We start from the raw sequence: 17,077 nt of genomic DNA, 5'->3' as shown, positions 1-17,077 counted from the left end.
GCCGACGCGCCGGTCCTCGAGCGTCTCGCCCTGTTCGTCGACGATCTTCAGCTTGGGCCTGTTTTTGCGAATCAGATCCAGTCGTTCCCGGTTGAACTGCTTCTGGACATTCAGAATGTAGCCGTTCAAATCGGAGACAACGCCAAACACCAGTTTCTGTCGTTCTGGAGAGAGCGAGTTGAAAAAATATCGATTGGTGACTGCCGTGGTAATGAAGGGCGCATGTCGGGCGAAGATCATCCAGTCGGTGACTTCATAAAAATTCATTTCCTGAATCGCGAAGACCGGATTTTCCTGGCCGTCGATCATATTGAGCTGCAGAGCCGAGTAAACTTCAGAGTAAGGCAGGGGAGTCGGGCTGGCACCATAGGCTTCATATGCAGCCAGTAACAGCGGCGTCGTCATGACCCGCATTTTCACCCCCTGAAAATCCTCGGGTGTCTGGATGTCTTTTTTCGTGGTCCAGACCTGCCAGCCTTCAGAAAAAATCGAAAGCAGTTTCAGATCTTTGCGGGCATAAAGTTCATCGAATGTTTCCTGCAGTTTCGGATCTTCATTGAGGACTTTATTATTGATTTCATCGTCATCGGAAAACAGAAAGTGGAGCAGAAAGACCTGGACCTCCGGTATCAGTTTCCCCAGATGTCCCGGTGAAGCCATCGCAAACTGGATGACTTCCATATCGACGAGTTCGGTAATCTGGTCAGAGGTTCCCAGTGTTCCATAGGGATAAATCGTGACTTCGATTTTGCCTTCAGACCGTGTTTCAATCAGTTCCTTGAACTTCATGGCGTATTGATGTTGTACGCTGCCGATCGTTTCTTCAATGGCAAACCGCCACTGCACCACCGGTTCTTTAGTAGAAGCGGCGCTTTGTGACTCACAGCCAGCAGGCATTGTGAGACAGATCAGTAACCCGCATAACTGGAACATTTTGAGAGAGAGTGTGCTGTTCATCGTCGACACCTGTCTGATTCAGTTAAAAGCCAGATCGCGTAGAAAGAGGGAAATCGCAGGGAAGGCGATCAATAAGACACCTGCGAACAGCAGGATGGCAATAAAAGGTGGCGTGCCCCGAATGACTTCCAGGTAAGGGCGGCGGAAGACTGCAATTGCCGTAAAAATATCACAGCCGAACGGCGGGGTGGCCGAGCCGATCGCAACCTGCAGCGTGACGACAATCCCGACCAGCACCGGGTCGATGCCGGCAGCCGCTGCGACGGGATGGAAAATAGGAGTCAGAATCAGGATCACCACAATCGGATCTACGAACATGCAGCCGATGAAATAGGCAACCGCAATCGTGAGCATAATGGTCCAGTAGCCGGAATCGGGAGTCAGCCCCAGCCAGTTATTAATCAAGGCGTCGGGCAGTTGGGCAAACGAAATCACCCAGCTGAATCCGGCGCCGGCACCTACCAGAATAAACACCACGGCAGTGACCAGACCGGTGGAAAGCGCTATATCAGGAATATCTTTCAGGGAGAGGTCGCGAAAGAAGACGATCTCTAAGATGCCAGCATACAGCACCGAGACGGCTGCTGCTTCGGTGGGGCTGAAAATACCGGAATAAATGCCTCCGATAATAATCAGTGGAAATCCCAGAGGCAGCAATGCCCGTTTGACAGAGTTGAGCCGCGTTGCGTTGTCTGTTTTGGGTTGTCGGGGAATCTGCATCCGTATGGATGCGATCCAGCAGTAAACACAGAACATCAGCAGTACCAGCAGACCGGGGCCGATCCCGGCGATGAACATCTCGCCAATCGAAGTTCCCGAGACAACGCCATACACAATCATGCCGATACTGGGGGGAATGAGCAACGCAATATCACTGGCATTGATAATCAAGGCAGTAGTGAAAGAATCGGGGTAGCCGGCTTTCAGTAACTGGGGACGCAGTGGTCCGCCTATCGCGACGACGGTTGCCTGGGTTGAACCCGACATGGCACCAAACAGGGTGCAGCTGATGGCACTGGCGATCGGCAGCCCGCCGCGCAGATGACCGACAAAAGCGGTTACCAGATCCAGCAGTCGATTCGCCGAGTTTCCGCGCGTCATGATATCCGCGGCAAAAATGAACATGGGGACGGCGATCAACGCCGCCGGTTTGATGCCGCCGATCATCTGTTGAATCAGTACGGCAGGAGTCACATCCGGGTGGAAGACCAGCAGAACTGCCAATGCTGCGGTGATAAGGGGGACCTTCATCGGAAAGCCCAGCATCAACAGCACCAGCATGATTCCCAGGATGAGTAATGCTTCCACGCCGCTATCTCCCCACTGCTTTGGTCATTTCAGAGTTCCCCTACCACAGTGGTTTCATATTCATCCTTCTGGGTATACGAGATATACACATCGGGAGAAGTCAGGTTTCGCCAGACGGTTAAGCCATACTGAATGGCTGTCAGCAGCAGGCCCAGTGGGACAAACAGATAGACCAGGTACAGGGGAACCTGCAGAACGGGAGAGACGGTTTCTAAAAAACGGACCGTGGCAATATATTCGAACGCATACCAGGTGAGCAGCAGCATCAGCAGGGCGGTCAACCCGCTGATAGCCACCATCAGAATTTTGCGCCAGCGCGGATTGAGCTGATCGTAAAAGGCCGTCATGCGAATGTGTCGTCCGCGACTGGCAGCGTAGCTCAAGCCCACAAAGGTGACAATGATGATCAGGAACTGGGACAGTTCCCCGGTAAAGGAGACGCTGAAGCCGAGCACTGCCCGGCAGAACACGTTCCCGATGGAAAGCGCTGCGATCGCAATGATCGACCAGGCGAGCAGAAACGCTTCGATTTTCTGAATCCACTGAAAGAGGCGATTCATCAGCGTCTCTTTCTGAGATTCATTTTACGATCAATACAATAATCTGCAGATCGCCTGGCAATACGGGATTGGGAGAACGACATCAAATGAACTCTCTGGGTTTCATTGTGTTGCTGAATTCACGTGAGGCGATAAATTCAGGTCGTGGCTGATGATCGCAGAAAGGATTTGCGAGCTGGTTCCAGATACTGTTATAGACGAAAAAAAGATTAGAACGGGGAAACGGTGTAATATTACCATTAGAACCATGCATGGTGTTACAGTCAAACAACAGTAACGATCCGGCAGGTCCTGTCGCCTGTGTGATCCCATGTTCGTTGACCAGCTGAGTGAGAGAATCAGGATCTGGTACCCCATATTTCTGCTGCTTCAGCGACGATTCGTAATGCTTTTCGGGTGCCTGCCCGACGCAGGTGACATATTTACGATGCGAACCCGGGAGTAACATTAACGGGGCATTAAACTCGTAATTATGATCCAGCAGAAGGGAGCAACTGACTGTCCGCATGCGGGGCAGCCCATCTTCGACATGCCATGTTTCAAAATCGGAATGCCAGAAAAATTCTTTGCCGGCAAATCCCGGTTTCAGATTCACCCGCGACTGATGAATATAAACCTCGCTGCCCAGAATCTGCATGACCATTTCCAGAATTCTTTTGTCGGCTGCGACTTGTGAAAATCGATCGCTGATTTCCGGTCGGTGTACTGCAAACAGGGAGCGTAATGCTGCACTGTCTGGTTCGACGATGGCTTCCGGACGTTCTCTGGTTTCCTGGGAATCGCGCAGCCGGTCGAGTTCCTGGTGGCACAATGCCACCTGTTGACTGGTATAAAATCCCGGGAGCAGCAGGAAGCCATCCCGGTCAAACTGGTCCAGTTGTTCTGCGTTCAATGGGCCATTTTGAGCATCCCCGTATACGATCGGGTCCTGGCGTTCGAGGAACTCGGGCTGCTGTTTGATACGGGAAGGGTAAAGATCTTCCACGCGGTGAGTCGAATCAGTTGAAATGTTGGCGGTCATCAGAGGCGCTTTCTTTGGATGTTGCCGCTACAGGTTGTCTGTCAGTAAGCCTTTCGCTTTACAGGTTGATACGGTGATGGAGTCAGGTTACGCCTCTGTACCAGCTGCAGCCGGATACACGCCGTTTTCATCATGAACTTCCTGACCAGTCACCGGCGGATTAAACACACAGATCATCCGCAATTGTGTCGTTGCCCTCAGCAGGTGTCGGTCATGTTCATTCAGGGCATACATCATTCCGGGTTTGATGGGATAAGTCGGGCCATCGGGGATCAGTTCGATTTCCCCTTCTCCCTCGATACAGTAGACCGCTTCCAGATGATTCTGATACCAGATTTCGGTTTCCGTTCCGGCGTGAATCAATGTGTCATGCAGGGAAAATCCCATCTTCTGACCGGCCAGTAATAAGCGGCGACTGTTCCAGGTTTTCGCGTGAACATCCCGCTCTGTGCCGAGAATGTCCTCCAGTTGTGTTACAATCATGATCTCACTTTTCTGTCTGTATTTGTATTACTGTTATGATTAAGTATTACCTGTCGTATTCGCTGCTGTCTGAACAGCAGCAGAAAACGGGGCACTCAGTTCGAGACCAGGCCCAGTTCTTTGATTACTTTTTCATCGCTGAGAACTGCTTTGAAGCAGTCGGCAACGATATCCAGGCCTTGCAGTAACTGGTCATCTTCGATCGTCAGTGGGGCCAGGATTTTCAGGACATGGCTGTCAGTCCCGCTGGTTTCGATAATCAGATTACGTTTAAAGGCTTCTGCACTGATCATATCCGGCAGCTGCGGGTATTCCTGGCAGGCGAGGCCCCAGATCATTCCGCGACCACGCACTTCCAGGTGCATTTCAGTGGTCGTATCAGCGATTGCCTGGAGTCGGCTTTCGATCAGCGTTCCTTTTCGCTTGACTTCACGCGTCAGTCGATAATCGCTCCAGTATGTTTCAATCGCTGCCGCTGCGGAGACGAACGCGAGGTTATTTCCGCGGAACGTACCATTATGCTCACCCGGTTCCCACTGGTCGAGTTCAGATCGCATCAGTACCAGCGACATGGGTAAGCCATAGGCGCTCAATGATTTGGAAAGCGTGACGATATCAGGGACGATTCCAGCTTCTTCAAAACTGAAGAAGCTGCCGGTTCGGCCGCAGCCTACCTGGATATCATCAATAATGAGCAGCATGCCATGTTCCTGGCAGAGAGTCTCAAGTTGTTGCAGCCATTCTGCGCTGGCAACATTGACGCCCCCTTCTCCCTGAACCGTTTCCACAATCACGGCAGCAGGCAGATCCAGGCCACTGCTGTTGTCTTTGAGCAGGGCTTCGAAGTATTCGAGGGTATCGATATTGTCACCCAGGTAGCCGTAATAAGGCATAAAGGTGACATTGTTTAAAGGGGTACCTGCGGCATCACGGAAGTGGCTGTTACCAGTGGCAGCGACGGCACCCAGGCTGACACCATGAAATCCATTGGTGAAGGAAACGATGTTGGTCCGTCCCGTCACTTTTCGGGCCAGCTTGAGTGCGGCTTCCACGGCATTGGTTCCGGTGGGACCGGTGAACTGGACTTTGTAATCAAATTCGAGCGGAGAAAGAATGTGCTTTTCAAAAACTTCCAGGAAGCGTTGTTTGGCATCAGTGTGCATGTCGAGTCCATGCAGTAAGCCATCACGTTCCAGAAATTCCAGCAGTTTCTCTTTCAGAATCGGATTGTTATGGCCGTAGTTTAAAGTACCGGCTCCGGCGAGGAAGTCGATATATTCGTTTCCTGCTTCATCAGTTAAAGTCGCATTCTGGGCTTTTTTAAACGTGCACGGGAATGAGCGGCAGTATCCACGGACATTTGATTCGAGTCGGTTGAATATATTCATGATACTTCTGATTTCTCTCCATGTAAGGGTTTGAGTGTGAATGGGCCTAGCTGGTACAGTTCTTCGGGTTCGTGTTCTTCTGCTTCACCAAACAGATCCGAAGAAAATCCACTGTGCGTTCGGCACTCAGTGTTGAGCCGCTTCGCCAGAGAGCGAAACAGCTTTTGAGACGATTTGTTGGAAGGTGTAATCGTCGTTTCCAGGTGGTTGATGTCAGACAGGCTCTCACGTGAGAGCAGGGCATCCAGCATACGGGATGCGACTCCACAGCCGCGCACACTGCTGTCGACGGCTGCCTGCCAGATAAAGATCGTGTTTTCCCGATGAGGAGGGCAATAAGCCGAGAGAAAGCCAACGATGCGGGAATCGTGCTCGGCCAGAACGCACGTATCGTAAAAATCGCGGCAAAGCAACAGGGAGACGTAATGGGAATTCACGTCCAGGGGAGGGCAGTTCTTCACCAGATTGGTTATGGCGAGACCATCTTCCAGAGAGGGCTCGCGAAATATCAGTTGTTTGGCCTTGTCCATTTGGCTGTGTTTTACGGGCTTCAGAGCAATCTGCTCTAGTATATGAAAAAGATTAGACTACAAAGTAAAGTCAAATTCTGAAGATGCGATGAACGGGTATTATCATCAAAGCAGTCAATCCAGCAACATAACTGTTTCAGCAGTGTTATGTTGATACAGATAAGGAGCGTCAGTAAATGCGATTCACTTTCTGTACCACGTTTGTAGTTTAATAATGCTTAGTGTGCAATGTTTTGTACACAATGGAATATTAAGTGTCAAGCCTCAGTTTTTAATTGCGGCTGAAAACAACGTGAGGAACTGACTTACCTGCATTAGGGAGAGGCGTTCTGTTATCACCGGCAGAGTGTTATCAGATTACATATACAGGCTGATGTGGACTGGCAGCGGGGCAGATTACAACAGTGACGGGGCGCTGTTCGTATGTATTGCAGTTTTTTCGTCTTTTTATCCGCGTTCCGCTGATATGATCGCTGAGGATCACTCACTGTGGATCATGCACAGTCACAGGGTTATCGTTCAGATATTCCGTATCGTGTTCTGAGGAGGTTGAGACATCTCCTGCAGACAGGACGGGAGAGGCATCGATGTTTTCGGCATCCATCATCGACGCGATACGTTGCAAAGTAGAAAGCATCTGCGTCTGTTCCCATTGCTGCAGCATCAGGAGTTCGCGACGAAAACGGTCCTGTAGTAAAGAAGGAGCGTTTTTGATCATCGCCTGACCTTCTTCGGTCAATTCGACGACGACGGTTCGCTTGTCCTGCCCCCTGCGGCCGCGTGTGACCAGGTTTCGAGATTCCAGTCGGCTCAGGATTCCAGTGAGCGTGGCCTGGCTGAGATGGATCGATTTTGCCAGTGCTCCTACCGTGATCGGCTGCAGGCGTGCGATTGTCTGAAGGGATGCTAACTGGGGCGCTGTCAGGTTGATTTCCTGCATCAGCCCCCGGGAGTGTAAATCGATGGCACGCGTGATTCGTCGCAGTGCGACAATAACCTGATCCTCAAGAGTGAGAGGTGACATAAAATTCTCGATGTAAGTATCAGCCGGATAAACTAAGCGCAAGGGGCCCCTGTAAAGTATTATGCATACTAAACATTTATTTTTCAACCAGCTGTGGATTCAATCAACAGAATTGAAGGCTTCCAGGCATGTTTACCACGGCAACAACAGGAGCCGCAAGCCCGCACAGTCCGCCTGGAAGCTGTACTTCCAGTCTGCCTGCGAGAATCAATTACCAGTCGTTTTCGATTGCTGCAACATGGCTCGCAGGGCGAGCGGGTAATCGGTGAGAATCGCATCAATGCCGGCGTCAGTCGCTTGCTGCCAGTTTTTCGGAAGATTTCCACTGACGGCAGAACCCGCGATAAACGACTTCTTTCCGGCAGCATGCACCTGTTTTATTTCCATTCGTGTGGGCAGATACCTCACATACACCCAGTCTGCATCCGGTTCCGACAGGGCTGAGGAAAATTCGGTCATGTTATTGGCGACTGCCGCTGTTTCTGCTTGGGGGGAAGCAGCCTTGATATTTTTTCTTACCTGTGGCTCCTGGATAGTTCGTCCAATAAAGATAAGTCGCTTGAGTATTCCCTGTTTCCGGGCCAGATCGACCACATCCTGTTCAACGTTTGCCTCTTTGAAATCGACGGCAATCAGAAGCTCATGCTGCCGATATTGAGCGGCAAGTTGAAATACTTCTTCGACGGTAGGGACCCGTTCGTTTTTAAAGCGGGGATCGAACCAGCTGCCAGCGTCCAGTTCTCTGATTTCCGCCAGTGTCAGATCGGCCACGTTCCCTGTGCCATTTGTCGTTCGATTGAGGGTGCTGTCATGAATACAGACCAGGTGTCCGTCTTTGCTGCGCTGCACATCGAATTCAAATCCCAGCCTCAATTCCAGGCAGGCTCGGAAATTGGCCAGCGTATTTTCCGGAGCCACTTTAAGCAAACCACGATGTGCGACGATCTGGGGTTCCCCGGCTGTCGCGACGAGGCTGTCTGCAGCAGCCAGCATCAGCGAAAAGAGGATTGTCAGCAGGATCTGGTATCGGTGCATGGTGAAGTGTCCCCGGCTTTTGAAATCAAGTTATCAGCTCAGCGTACTCGAATGTGATGCCGATTTCTATCTTCAACGTCCCCAGGTCAGTCAGAGCTGAAGAATTACGGGTTGAAACGCATCTGCTGTATCTCTTGCTATTACAATATCTTAGGTTGCGGAGGCCGGCGATGTGTCTTTGATCGCGCCTTAGATTTGGATTAACAGATACGGGTCAGATTTCCGATAAATTCAACATGCCCCGGAATCCAATTCAGAACAGATCCCATGTATGAGTTTTGTCTGCGAGCCTGGCCTGGCCTGTTCGTCAGCATCACGTTGCTCTGCTGCGCCGGTAACTCACTTGCTGAAACCAGTGAAAGTCTCTTCGATCAGAGTCTGCTCGCATCCGAATCTGTCGAAACTCCCGCAGTCGAATATGAACTTCCACGCTGCCGGCTCCTCAATCTGACTCCCGAATGCGGGACTTTGTTTCAATGGAAAGGCAGCACCGGCTGTAATGGAGGGCCACAACTCGATCAACCTCTGCAGACCGACCGTCCTAATTTTACGTCGACGTCGGTAACGGTGGGGAAAGGCGTCACCCAGCTTGAGTTCGGCTATACGTATCTCGATAGCGAAGAACAGGGAGCAGATGTCAAATATCAGTCATTCGGGGAATTCCTGTTTCGGCGGGGGATTGTTGCTGACTGGATGGAATTCCGATTGTCGTTTTCTCCCCTGGAACAGGCAACCGATGCGGGTCTCTATCAGAATACGACTTTCGGAAGTCAGGATCTGGGGCTGGCGCTGCAGTTTGCCCTGACGCCTCAGCAGGGGATCCTGCCTGAGATGGCTCTGATTACTTCCATGAGTGTGCCGACAGGAAGTGCTGCGTTTACTGCGAACCAGGTCGAACCGGGTATCGACCTGGTTTATGCCTGGACGCTCAATGATTTTGTGAATGTCGCTGCCTCTACCCAAGGTTATGGTGATGTGGATGACTCCGGCGAATCGTTTCTCGAGATCGCCCAATCCTGTTCGGTCGGTTATACCCTGACTGAGAAACTGGGAGCCTTCACCGAATGGTTTGTATTGATTCCCAGCGGTGCGCGAACGGCGCGCACCGAACACTATTTTGATGCTGGCTTTACTTATCTGATCACCAACAACCTGCAGCTCGATATGAGTGCGGGTGTCGGGTTAAATGACGCTGCGGATGCTTACTTCGTCGGCGCCGGTTGTTCGATTCGCTTTCCCTGACAAGACAACAGGAGATTCAGGCTTTGATTCCTTCAATAATACTTAGTGCCGATTCCGTGGGAATGATACGCGTCAGTTTGAAGCCCGCCTGTTCAAAAAGAGCCTCGTATTCTTCAGCCGTGCGTTCTTTACCACCGGGGATCATCAGCATGACCAGGTCGAGGAACTTGCCCGGGAAAGGATCGTTCCCCTCGGGGATGACGCTTTCGACAACCAGTAGCCTGCTGTTCTCCGACATCACTGAATGGCAATGACGCAGGATTGTGAGTGCTTTCTCATCGTCCCAGTCATGGATGATATGTCGCAGGAAAATGGCATCGGCGTCGGCGGGAACGGATTCAAAGAAGCTGCCTGCGATCAGTTGGCAGCGGTCTGTCAAACCTGCCTGTTCAATATGCGGCTGTGCCCGTTCTATGACTTGAGGCAGGTCGAACAGGATGCCTTTCATCTCTGGGTAGTTTTGCAGAAAATTAACGATGTTAGAACCGTTTCCACCGCCGACATCCATCAGGGTTACAATCCCGGAGAAATCATAGGTGTTGAGAATATCCCCGGTTTCCCTGCCATGAATGCCTGTCATTGCCTGGTCAAAAATCTGTCCTTTATCGGGGTTATCAGAGAGATATTCGAAGATGGGTTTTTCAAAAACTTTATCGAACGACGTTTTGCCGGTCTGGATGCTGTAGATGATCTCGCTCCAGGCCTGGAACTGTTCGTCGCCACTCATCAGGGCGATCGCCCGTTTGGAACCGGGAACATCGCTGCGAAGGTACTCCGCCAGGGGAGTCAGTTCGAATTCGTGTTGTTCGTTCTCAGCGAAGATGCCAACGCTCGCCAGGGCCCGTAACAGGCGATAGAGGGCACCGGCATGGGTGCTGGTAGCGGCGGCCAGTAGTTCTGCCGTTTGAGGACCAGCGACCAGCAGGTCGGCAATCCCCAGTTTGGCGGCGGCATAAATACTCTGAGAAACCCAGTAACTGGTAATCATCTGGTCGAGTTGCTGAGGTAGGGCGTTCTCTTTCATTGGTTATGTCTCAATCAAAAGGGTGTTATTTTTTACCGACGGGCGGCGGTTGCGGACGGGAGAATGTCAACTTGTCAGCCGTCGATGCATCCGCTTGAAATTCATAGCCGTCCAGATTGAAGTCGCGCAGCTGGTCTGGCTGATCAATGCGGTTATGGATGATCCAGGCTGCCATCCGGCCGCGTGCCTGTTTCGCAAATAAGGCAATCGTACGTGATTTCCCGTCTTTGATTTCTTTAAACACCGGTGTGATCACCGGACCTGTCAGCAGTCGGGCTTTGACCGACTTGAAATATTCATTCGATGCCAGGTTGACCAGTTCCGTGTGTTTGTGTGTTTCGAGTTCCTGATTGAGGAAGCGGGTGATTTTTTCCCCCCAGAAGTCATACAGGGAGTTTCCGCTGCGCGTGGAGAGGCTGGTTCCCATTTCCAGGCGATACGCCTGCATCAGGTCCAGAGGTCGTAACACTCCATACAGTCCGGAAAGAATCCGCAGGTGATCCTGGGCGAATGCGAGATCGCGGGCCTTGAACTGTTCCGCCTGTAAACCCTGGTAAACGTCGCCGTTAAACATCAGGGCCGCCTGTTTGGCATTTTCTGTTGTGAAGGGACGCGACCATTGATTGAAGCGTTCGTAATTTAACTCCGCCAGCTCCTCGCTGATCCCCATCAGTTCCCGCAACGACTTTTTCGACATCCGGCGCAGTTTTTTGATGAGTGCTTCCGCTTCATCCAGGAATTCCGGGGTCGAGAATCTGGAAGTCTGTTTTTGCGACTCCAGGTTCAGTGATTTCGCAGGTGAGAGAACTGTCAGCATGATCGCGATCTATCCTTAAGCGTTGTGGTTGGTATCCGCTTCGGTTATAGATCGCGCCTGCCGGGATGTCAACGAATACAAAACCAGACGTCTATGGTTTGATCGCGCGATAGTATTCGATCATCGCTTCAACTTTGTCTGTTTGTGAATGGAGAGAACCCCACCGGAAAACCATCACGCCGGTCGCAGGCAGCCGGGTGCCGTGATCCAGAACCGAATGTACCTGTTCCACAGGCACCGCTTCGCCCCAGTCTGAGAGTTGGATGATCGGCCAGATTTTATGTCGTTCTCCCGGTGCGCCTTTGATGTCCAGGTATTTTCCCAACCACGCGGTCTGGCGTGAGATCCAGGCAGGATCTTCTGGATGATTGAACCGTGCGTGGTACGGCATGATACTGAAGACATCGATGTATTTTGCCTGTGCTTTGAGATCAATGGCGAGTTTGTTTTTGAGTGCGCCATTGAAATCGGTGTCAGTCCAGGGGCAGTGAAATGTTCCCAGCAGCGCCTGGGGACGTGATTCGTCAAGGATCGAACGGAACTCGCGGACCCAGTCGGTAAAGATATCACACCGCCACTGCACCCAGGCAGCTTTCTGTTTTCCCAGCAGAAGCTGCGAGAGTTCCGAAGTGGGCGCATCAGGTAGAGATGTGTTGGTATCTTTCTGAAACTGGTTCAGACAGCGTTCGCAAAAACAGGTATCAGGCATGTCGGGAACCGCACGTTCCCAGCTGGCGTGGCTGTGATGATAATCGAGCCAGATGCCGTCGATTTCATATTCCCGGAGTACTCTGCGGAACTCGTCCATCCGATATTTGCGATAACCGGCATGCGTCGGGCAGATGCCCTGCCAGCCCTGCGGCGGTGGTGAGATTTTTCCATCGACGCCGATCGGGGCGGCAGCGGGATGGTCTTTGAGATAGTTGGCCACGTGCATTGTATTGAATTCGGCAAAGACTTGTGCGCCCTGCTGTTTTAATGACGCAATGCGCTCGGCTGTTAAGCTTCCGGAACCCATGAAGATCGCATTCACACCCAGTTCGGGCAACCTCTTATTTTGTTCCAGTAACTGTGTCGGCGCGCCGCCATAGATGCCACGAATTTTGATGTGCGGCCGTTTTTCAACCTGGGCAAAAATAGATCGCACAGGGGAAAGCATGCAGGGAATGACGATCATCAATAATAGCAGGGAGTGCAGCTGTCGAGTTGACATAAGGTTGATTCCTCTGGAGGGCAGATCAGAATTCAGACTCATCACAATGCGGCATATGAGTTCATTAATATCAGTTTTCAAGACAATCAGCCAGCCATCGGCGGGCCCTGGTTCGTTCGGGGATGTCTTTCAGCACCCATTCATCGGAATGATTGGGGTAGGGGATTGCCATGAAAGTAAACTGGTCGGGAGAATCAGAGTTCTTCAGATACGCTTCCGTGGCGCGGGTCGATTTTTCCTGCGTGATGAATTGAGGTCGCCTGCCCAGTCGTGCCAGTCGTTTGCGGGCAGAGAGCACATCACTGTCAGGGTAATTCCATTTTCGCACCCCATCGTAATGGATGTGCGGCAGCATGCCTTTCCAGAGAGCCGCAATTTCAGTATCACGCAGGCCGATATAATTGCAGGCAATCGCGCCGCGGGAGAAACCGGTCAGAAACACATTCTCGGAATCGCCGCCGAATTCCCGGCAGATCCGGGCGACGGTCTGTTTGCAGTAATCCGCGGTGGCATCGGGATCGCCCCACCACTGGAGAGCATGCTTGCCAGTTTTGGGGTCGACGAAAGGCAGGCTGACCCAGATCATCCCTTGACCGGCGGACAGGCCAAATCCCAGTTTGCAGTCCTGTACGCGTCCTTTGCTGACATCATTCAAGGCATTCGAATAGCCGCCATTCCCCGGGTACTCCACGATCACCGGATAGGTTTTGTCCGGTTTCCAGTCAGGGGGCAGATAGAGGGCATGCGCGATTTCGGTTTGCTCGAACCCCGGGTTCTGCTGCCAGACCCGTTTCCCCGGTTGTGGTGTTTCCTGCGTGACGCTGGGAACCTGCAGGTCGTTGGGCAGGCTGTGAATGTTGACCGGATCGGCTGCCAGCAACCGTCTATTGGATGCACACAGTAAGAGCAGCAGCATGAAATGTTTCATACAATTATTGACGGTCATAATAAGAGCAGGTCCTATCAGGTTGCTGATTACTTTTGAAACGAGGGTGCCTGCGGATCTCCGCCTGCCTTCAGGTAAGCCAGCAGGTCCAGGATTTCTTCCTGCGTCAGTACATCAATCAGATTCGCGGGCATGGGTGATGTTTTGGAAAGGATGGATTCTTCAATCTCTTCCCGGGCCACGGGGACGGTTGTCTGACGAATAGGATCCGTTTCCACTGTTATCGTCGTCTTGCTCACACCAACGGGGCGCCCGGTCACAATTTTTCCATTTGTGAGAACATACACAGTGTAAAGATATTTTTCGTCCATGACCTTGGAGGGGGTGATAATCGATTCCAGAATCGCGCGGCTGTCGAACCGCTTGCCGACCGTTGTCAGATCAGGTCCGACCTGCGCGCCGGTGGAGCCGATGCGATGGCATTTCAGACAGTTGGCGGCCAGGAGTGCCTGGCGTGCACTTTTGAAAGACCGCTTTGACGCTACAGCGGCCAGGTGCGGTTCCAGTTCGCTGAGCGTCCATTCCTGAACTACCGGACGAGCCGGAACCAGTTCTGCTTCGACCAGCGGTTTATCCAACTCCGCAATTTCTTTGCTGAACTGCTGACGCTGCTGATCGGAGAGCGTCTTGAGAAAGTCTTCGCGGATATCTCGCAGTCGCTCGGTGAGCTGTTTACCGCCGATAAAAGTGCGGGCGTGTGCCAGCCACTGAAGAATCTGCTGCTGCTGATCTCTGGTCCAATTCTGTTTTGCGAAAGTGAGAGTGCGTGCTGCCCGGATCTGTTCTTCCTGTGTTGAGATCTCAGTGAGCAGTGATAATGTTTGTGGCACGACCTCTTCTGCATTTAAATAAACCAGCAGCTCACCCAGCAGATGATTCGCACTGCTGCTCGCATGAGGATAGAGAGGCTTCAGTCGCTGTTTCAATTCATCTGCCTGGGTCTCCGTGGGGGAACCGAGTCTGATTAAGCAGAGCTGGTAAGCCCGGAGCAGTGCGAGCAACTGTTGCTGATCGAGCGAGTTCAGCTCGATACGGTTCAAAGCAGCCAGGACGGCATCGCGGTTTTCAGCCGTGCCTTGATGACTTAAGGCGATCAGACCGGCGATGGCAGCAGTGGGATCGGTTTCTGAAATCGCCCGATCTCGCCAGCGGGAAACATCCTGGTTTTCGATGGCGCGTCTAGCGGTAAAACGCAGCCAGCGATCTTCGCTGCTTAAATGCTTCCAGAGCGTCTCGATCTCGGGGACCGGCTTGCTGAGATAGGGTTCCAGGTCTTTTCGGAGCTGTCGGGCAGTTGCTGCCTGGAGTGTTACCTGTTCGCTGATTTCGGGCGCCTTTGATTTCGTTTTCTGATCCGGCAGTGAAGTCACCCGGTACAATCCAGACTGGGAACCACGACCGCCGGTAATGAAGTACAGAGCACCGTCGGGGCCAAACTGCATATCACAGACATTCAGCGGCCCCCCTTCCAGAAAGACTTCATACTGGCACGTATAAGTGGCGCCTTGCGGAATCAGGTCGACCAGCAGGATCCGTCCATTCTGCCAGTCGGCGATGTAGAGTGCCTGCTGAAAGCGGGCCGGGAAACTGCCGTCGGTTCCAAAGACCATGCCTGTGGGAGAACCCAGGCCGGTATTGAGTGTGGAAGGTAAACTGTCAGCATAATACTCGGGCCATTTGCCGGTCCCCCACCGCCAGCCATATTCTCCGCCGGGAATAATATGGTTGATGCGGGTCGGGCGATACCAGGGTTGCCCGATATCCCATTCCATGTCGGCGTCGTAGGTAAACATTTCCCCGTCCGGGTTGAATGCCATGTCAACCTGGTTGCGAAAGCCGCCTGCGACGATTTCCCATGCCTTACCGTCCGGATCGGTTTTCAGGATGTAGCCGACCCGGTTGTCCTGGCCGGCGTCGTGCGGGTTGGGCAGCAGATGATCGTTCCGGGGATTGCGGTAGGGTGAATCGGGGGAGATGCCTTCCGGAAACGCGACATCGTTGCCGACGACCAGGTAGATGTTCTTATCCGGGCCGAGCACAATCTGATTATGGCCATGCCCGAAGCGACTGCGGTAGTCCAGCTTTTTCAGGAGCTGCCTCTGGTCAAACTGGTCATCGCCGGTGGTATCTTTCAGGCGATGCAGTCCCTCACCATTGGTCTCACTCACATACAGACTGTCATGCGCATACAGGACGCCGCGCGGGTGTTTGAACGTAGTGTCGATTTTTTCGAAACTGGTTTTAGTCGGATCGTTATTTAATGTGATGCGACCGAGGCCCACATCGTCAAGCCCGAGAATGATTCTGCCCCGGTCATCAAAGGTCATGCTGATCCAGGAGCTTTCGTCCTGCTGTGCAGAACGCAGCAACTCGACCTGAAAACCGGGCTGAACGCGAATCGAACTGACGGAGGTTGCCTGGGGTTCCGCAGCCTTCAGAAATACCGGGAACACAAAAATCAGAGCAAAGCAGTTGAAACAATGACGCATGACCGAACTTTCAATATCTGTGATAGAGACTTCTGAAAATGTCGCTGGAACTTATTTCTGTTTCCATTTCAGCACGGCAAAGACCGGCCGATGGTCGGATGCCAGGGGCTCGTCGATGACTTTGGTTTCAATGATTTCAAAATCAGCAGCCGGTCTGAAAAAAATGTAATCGATGCGCGACCGGGGTTTGGTGGAGGGAGCGGTCGGCGTGGCTTTTTCATCGATGGCATTAGTCCATTGTTTCAGGAGGATCTGAATCGGTTCCGCATCAGGAGTGGCATTCATGTCACCCGCAAGGATGGTGGGGATCTCGGAATCTGAAGTGAAAAGCCTGTTGATCGCTTTCGCCTCTTCGATACGGTCTTCCGGCAGATTATGTTGAAAATGCGTGCTGATAAATCGGAGTGGTTTTCCGTTTTTCCCCTGGACAGTCACAATGACTGCACCACGGGGGTAAGTCACCAGTTGCAGCGTACTTTCCGTATAAGGTAAAGGCTGGATCATTACGTCCAGAATCGGCAGTCGTGTCAGAACAGCGTTGCCGAACAGGCCTCCTTCATAATGTTGCGTCGGGCCGAACCGGACCGCCAGACCTGTGAGCTCGGCCAGACGCTGTGCTTCATGGACTCGCCCGGAGCGTTTCACACCGACATCCACTTCCTGCAGCGCGACGAGGTCCGGCTTTGTATCATTAATGACTTTTGCCAGCCGGGCGACATCATATTTTCCGTCGGTTCCCTGTCCATAATGGATGTTGTAACAGAGAACCCGTAATGTCTGCGTCTGTTCTGCCGCTGATATCTCCGAGCCGGAGAGAAGAAAAATCAGAGCCGGAAATATCACGAAATATGCCAGTGTCAGACAAATCAGCCTGGGTTTCGGTGATTTCTGCATGTGAGCGGGTTCCTCTGTCAAATCAGTTGGGCAAATCGTTGGGGCATTGGCTCCTGCCAGGAAAGTCGGAGCGGTAAGTGGCATCCTTTACTATGCGAAAACCCCTGATTGTCGTCAATCCCCGACCGACAGATATCGTTTATTAA

The 17,077-nt window shown here is 52.2% G+C and carries 16 protein-coding genes; 1 reads left to right on the top strand and 15 read right to left on the bottom strand.

All coding sequences use genetic code 11. The features are described from left to right. The 9 genes from dctP to AACZ40_RS14810 form a co-directional block, all read right to left on the bottom strand. Positions 1-957 (bottom strand): TRAP transporter substrate-binding protein DctP (gene dctP / locus AACZ40_RS14850; protein ID WP_339674835.1); only part of this gene is annotated, 957 nt, incomplete at its 3' end. An 18-nt stretch (positions 958-975) separates the two neighbouring features. Continuing rightward, positions 976-2,265 carry a TRAP transporter large permease gene (locus tag AACZ40_RS14845; protein WP_291168851.1) on the bottom strand — a complete coding sequence of 430 codons (1,290 nt, stop codon included), beginning with the start codon at positions 2,263-2,265 and terminating at the stop codon, positions 976-978. Positions 2,266-2,294: 29 nt separating this feature from the next. Further along, the gene (locus AACZ40_RS14840; RefSeq protein ID WP_291168853.1) at positions 2,295-2,825 is read right to left on the bottom strand and encodes a TRAP transporter small permease; all 531 of its coding nucleotides are present in this window, start codon (positions 2,823-2,825) and stop codon (positions 2,295-2,297) included. Positions 2,826-2,907: 82 nt separating this feature from the next. Next, positions 2,908-3,846: an ectoine hydroxylase gene (thpD, locus tag AACZ40_RS14835; protein WP_291168855.1), complete on the bottom strand. Its 939-nt coding sequence runs from the start codon at positions 3,844-3,846 to the stop codon at positions 2,908-2,910. An 87-nt stretch (positions 3,847-3,933) separates the two neighbouring features. Continuing rightward, positions 3,934-4,329 carry an ectoine synthase gene (locus tag AACZ40_RS14830; protein WP_291168856.1) on the bottom strand — a complete coding sequence of 132 codons (396 nt, stop codon included), beginning with the start codon at positions 4,327-4,329 and terminating at the stop codon, positions 3,934-3,936. 95 nt (positions 4,330-4,424) lie between these two features. Further along, positions 4,425-5,717 carry a diaminobutyrate--2-oxoglutarate transaminase gene (gene ectB, locus AACZ40_RS14825; RefSeq protein ID WP_291168858.1) on the bottom strand — a complete coding sequence of 431 codons (1,293 nt, stop codon included), beginning with the start codon at positions 5,715-5,717 and terminating at the stop codon, positions 4,425-4,427. Further along, entirely contained in the window at positions 5,714-6,247 is a 534-nt protein-coding gene (gene ectA, locus AACZ40_RS14820) for a diaminobutyrate acetyltransferase (RefSeq protein ID WP_291168860.1), read from the bottom strand. Before ectA ends, ectB begins: the two co-directional genes overlap by 4 nt. A 484-nt stretch (positions 6,248-6,731) precedes the next feature. Continuing rightward, positions 6,732-7,271, bottom strand: a complete 540-nt coding sequence (locus tag AACZ40_RS14815; protein WP_291168862.1) for a MarR family transcriptional regulator — start codon at positions 7,269-7,271, stop codon at positions 6,732-6,734. A 207-nt stretch (positions 7,272-7,478) separates the two neighbouring features. Then, positions 7,479-8,306: a glycerophosphodiester phosphodiesterase family protein gene (locus tag AACZ40_RS14810; RefSeq protein ID WP_291168864.1), complete on the bottom strand. Its 828-nt coding sequence runs from the start codon at positions 8,304-8,306 to the stop codon at positions 7,479-7,481. 267 nt (positions 8,307-8,573) lie between these two features. Between AACZ40_RS14810 and AACZ40_RS14805 the strand changes: the two genes are divergently transcribed. Next, on the top strand, positions 8,574-9,548 hold the full coding sequence (locus AACZ40_RS14805; RefSeq protein WP_291168866.1) for a transporter: 975 nt from the start codon (positions 8,574-8,576) through the stop codon (positions 9,546-9,548). A gap of 16 nt (positions 9,549-9,564) precedes the next feature. On the opposite strand, the gene AACZ40_RS14800 is transcribed toward AACZ40_RS14805, so the two are convergent. The 6 genes from AACZ40_RS14800 to AACZ40_RS14775 form a co-directional block, all read right to left on the bottom strand. Further along, on the bottom strand, positions 9,565-10,572 hold the full coding sequence (locus AACZ40_RS14800; RefSeq protein WP_291168868.1) for a methyltransferase: 1,008 nt from the start codon (positions 10,570-10,572) through the stop codon (positions 9,565-9,567). A 25-nt stretch (positions 10,573-10,597) separates the two neighbouring features. Then, entirely contained in the window at positions 10,598-11,389 is a 792-nt protein-coding gene (gene yaaA, locus AACZ40_RS14795) for a peroxide stress protein YaaA (protein ID WP_291168870.1), read from the bottom strand. Between the two features lie 91 nt (positions 11,390-11,480). Continuing rightward, positions 11,481-12,602, bottom strand: a complete 1,122-nt coding sequence (locus AACZ40_RS14790) for a hypothetical protein (RefSeq protein WP_291168872.1) — start codon at positions 12,600-12,602, stop codon at positions 11,481-11,483. 70 nt (positions 12,603-12,672) lie between these two features. Further along, positions 12,673-13,518 carry a hypothetical protein gene (locus tag AACZ40_RS14785; RefSeq protein ID WP_339674832.1) on the bottom strand — a complete coding sequence of 282 codons (846 nt, stop codon included), beginning with the start codon at positions 13,516-13,518 and terminating at the stop codon, positions 12,673-12,675. Positions 13,519-13,577: 59 nt separating this feature from the next. Beyond that, positions 13,578-16,037, bottom strand: a complete 2,460-nt coding sequence (locus AACZ40_RS14780; protein WP_291168876.1) for a c-type cytochrome — start codon at positions 16,035-16,037, stop codon at positions 13,578-13,580. 51 nt (positions 16,038-16,088) lie between these two features. Beyond that, complete coding sequence (locus AACZ40_RS14775) at positions 16,089-16,931, bottom strand: endonuclease/exonuclease/phosphatase family protein (protein ID WP_339674829.1); 843 nt, start codon at positions 16,929-16,931, stop codon at positions 16,089-16,091. Between the last annotated feature and the right edge of the window lie 146 nt (positions 16,932-17,077).

It is taken from the genome of uncultured Gimesia sp. (genome assembly GCF_963972345.1).
Taxonomy (GTDB): domain Bacteria; phylum Planctomycetota; class Planctomycetia; order Planctomycetales; family Planctomycetaceae; genus Gimesia.
This window is presented reverse-complemented; position numbering and strand designations above follow the sequence as displayed.

Coding starts and splice junctions, on each gene's coding strand:
- AACZ40_RS14840 (WP_291168853.1), bottom strand. CDS start 2,825: ATGAATCGCCTCTTTCAGTGGATTCAGAAAATCGAAGCGTTTCTGCTC.
- thpD (WP_291168855.1), bottom strand. CDS start 3,846: ATGACCGCCAACATTTCAACTGATTCGACTCACCGCGTGGAAGATCTT.
- AACZ40_RS14830 (WP_291168856.1), bottom strand. CDS start 4,329: ATGATTGTAACACAACTGGAGGACATTCTCGGCACAGAGCGGGATGTT.
- ectB (WP_291168858.1), bottom strand. CDS start 5,717: ATGAATATATTCAACCGACTCGAATCAAATGTCCGTGGATACTGCCGC.
- ectA (WP_291168860.1), bottom strand. CDS start 6,247: ATGGACAAGGCCAAACAACTGATATTTCGCGAGCCCTCTCTGGAAGAT.
- AACZ40_RS14815 (WP_291168862.1), bottom strand. CDS start 7,271: ATGTCACCTCTCACTCTTGAGGATCAGGTTATTGTCGCACTGCGACGA.
- AACZ40_RS14810 (WP_291168864.1), bottom strand. CDS start 8,306: ATGCACCGATACCAGATCCTGCTGACAATCCTCTTTTCGCTGATGCTG.
- AACZ40_RS14805 (WP_291168866.1), top strand. CDS start 8,574: ATGTATGAGTTTTGTCTGCGAGCCTGGCCTGGCCTGTTCGTCAGCATC.
- AACZ40_RS14800 (WP_291168868.1), bottom strand. CDS start 10,572: ATGAAAGAGAACGCCCTACCTCAGCAACTCGACCAGATGATTACCAGT.
- yaaA (WP_291168870.1), bottom strand. CDS start 11,389: ATGCTGACAGTTCTCTCACCTGCGAAATCACTGAACCTGGAGTCGCAA.
- AACZ40_RS14790 (WP_291168872.1), bottom strand. CDS start 12,602: ATGTCAACTCGACAGCTGCACTCCCTGCTATTATTGATGATCGTCATT.
- AACZ40_RS14785 (WP_339674832.1), bottom strand. CDS start 13,518: ATGCTGCTGCTCTTACTGTGTGCATCCAATAGACGGTTGCTGGCAGCC.
- AACZ40_RS14780 (WP_291168876.1), bottom strand. CDS start 16,037: ATGCGTCATTGTTTCAACTGCTTTGCTCTGATTTTTGTGTTCCCGGTA.
- AACZ40_RS14775 (WP_339674829.1), bottom strand. CDS start 16,931: ATGCAGAAATCACCGAAACCCAGGCTGATTTGTCTGACACTGGCATAT.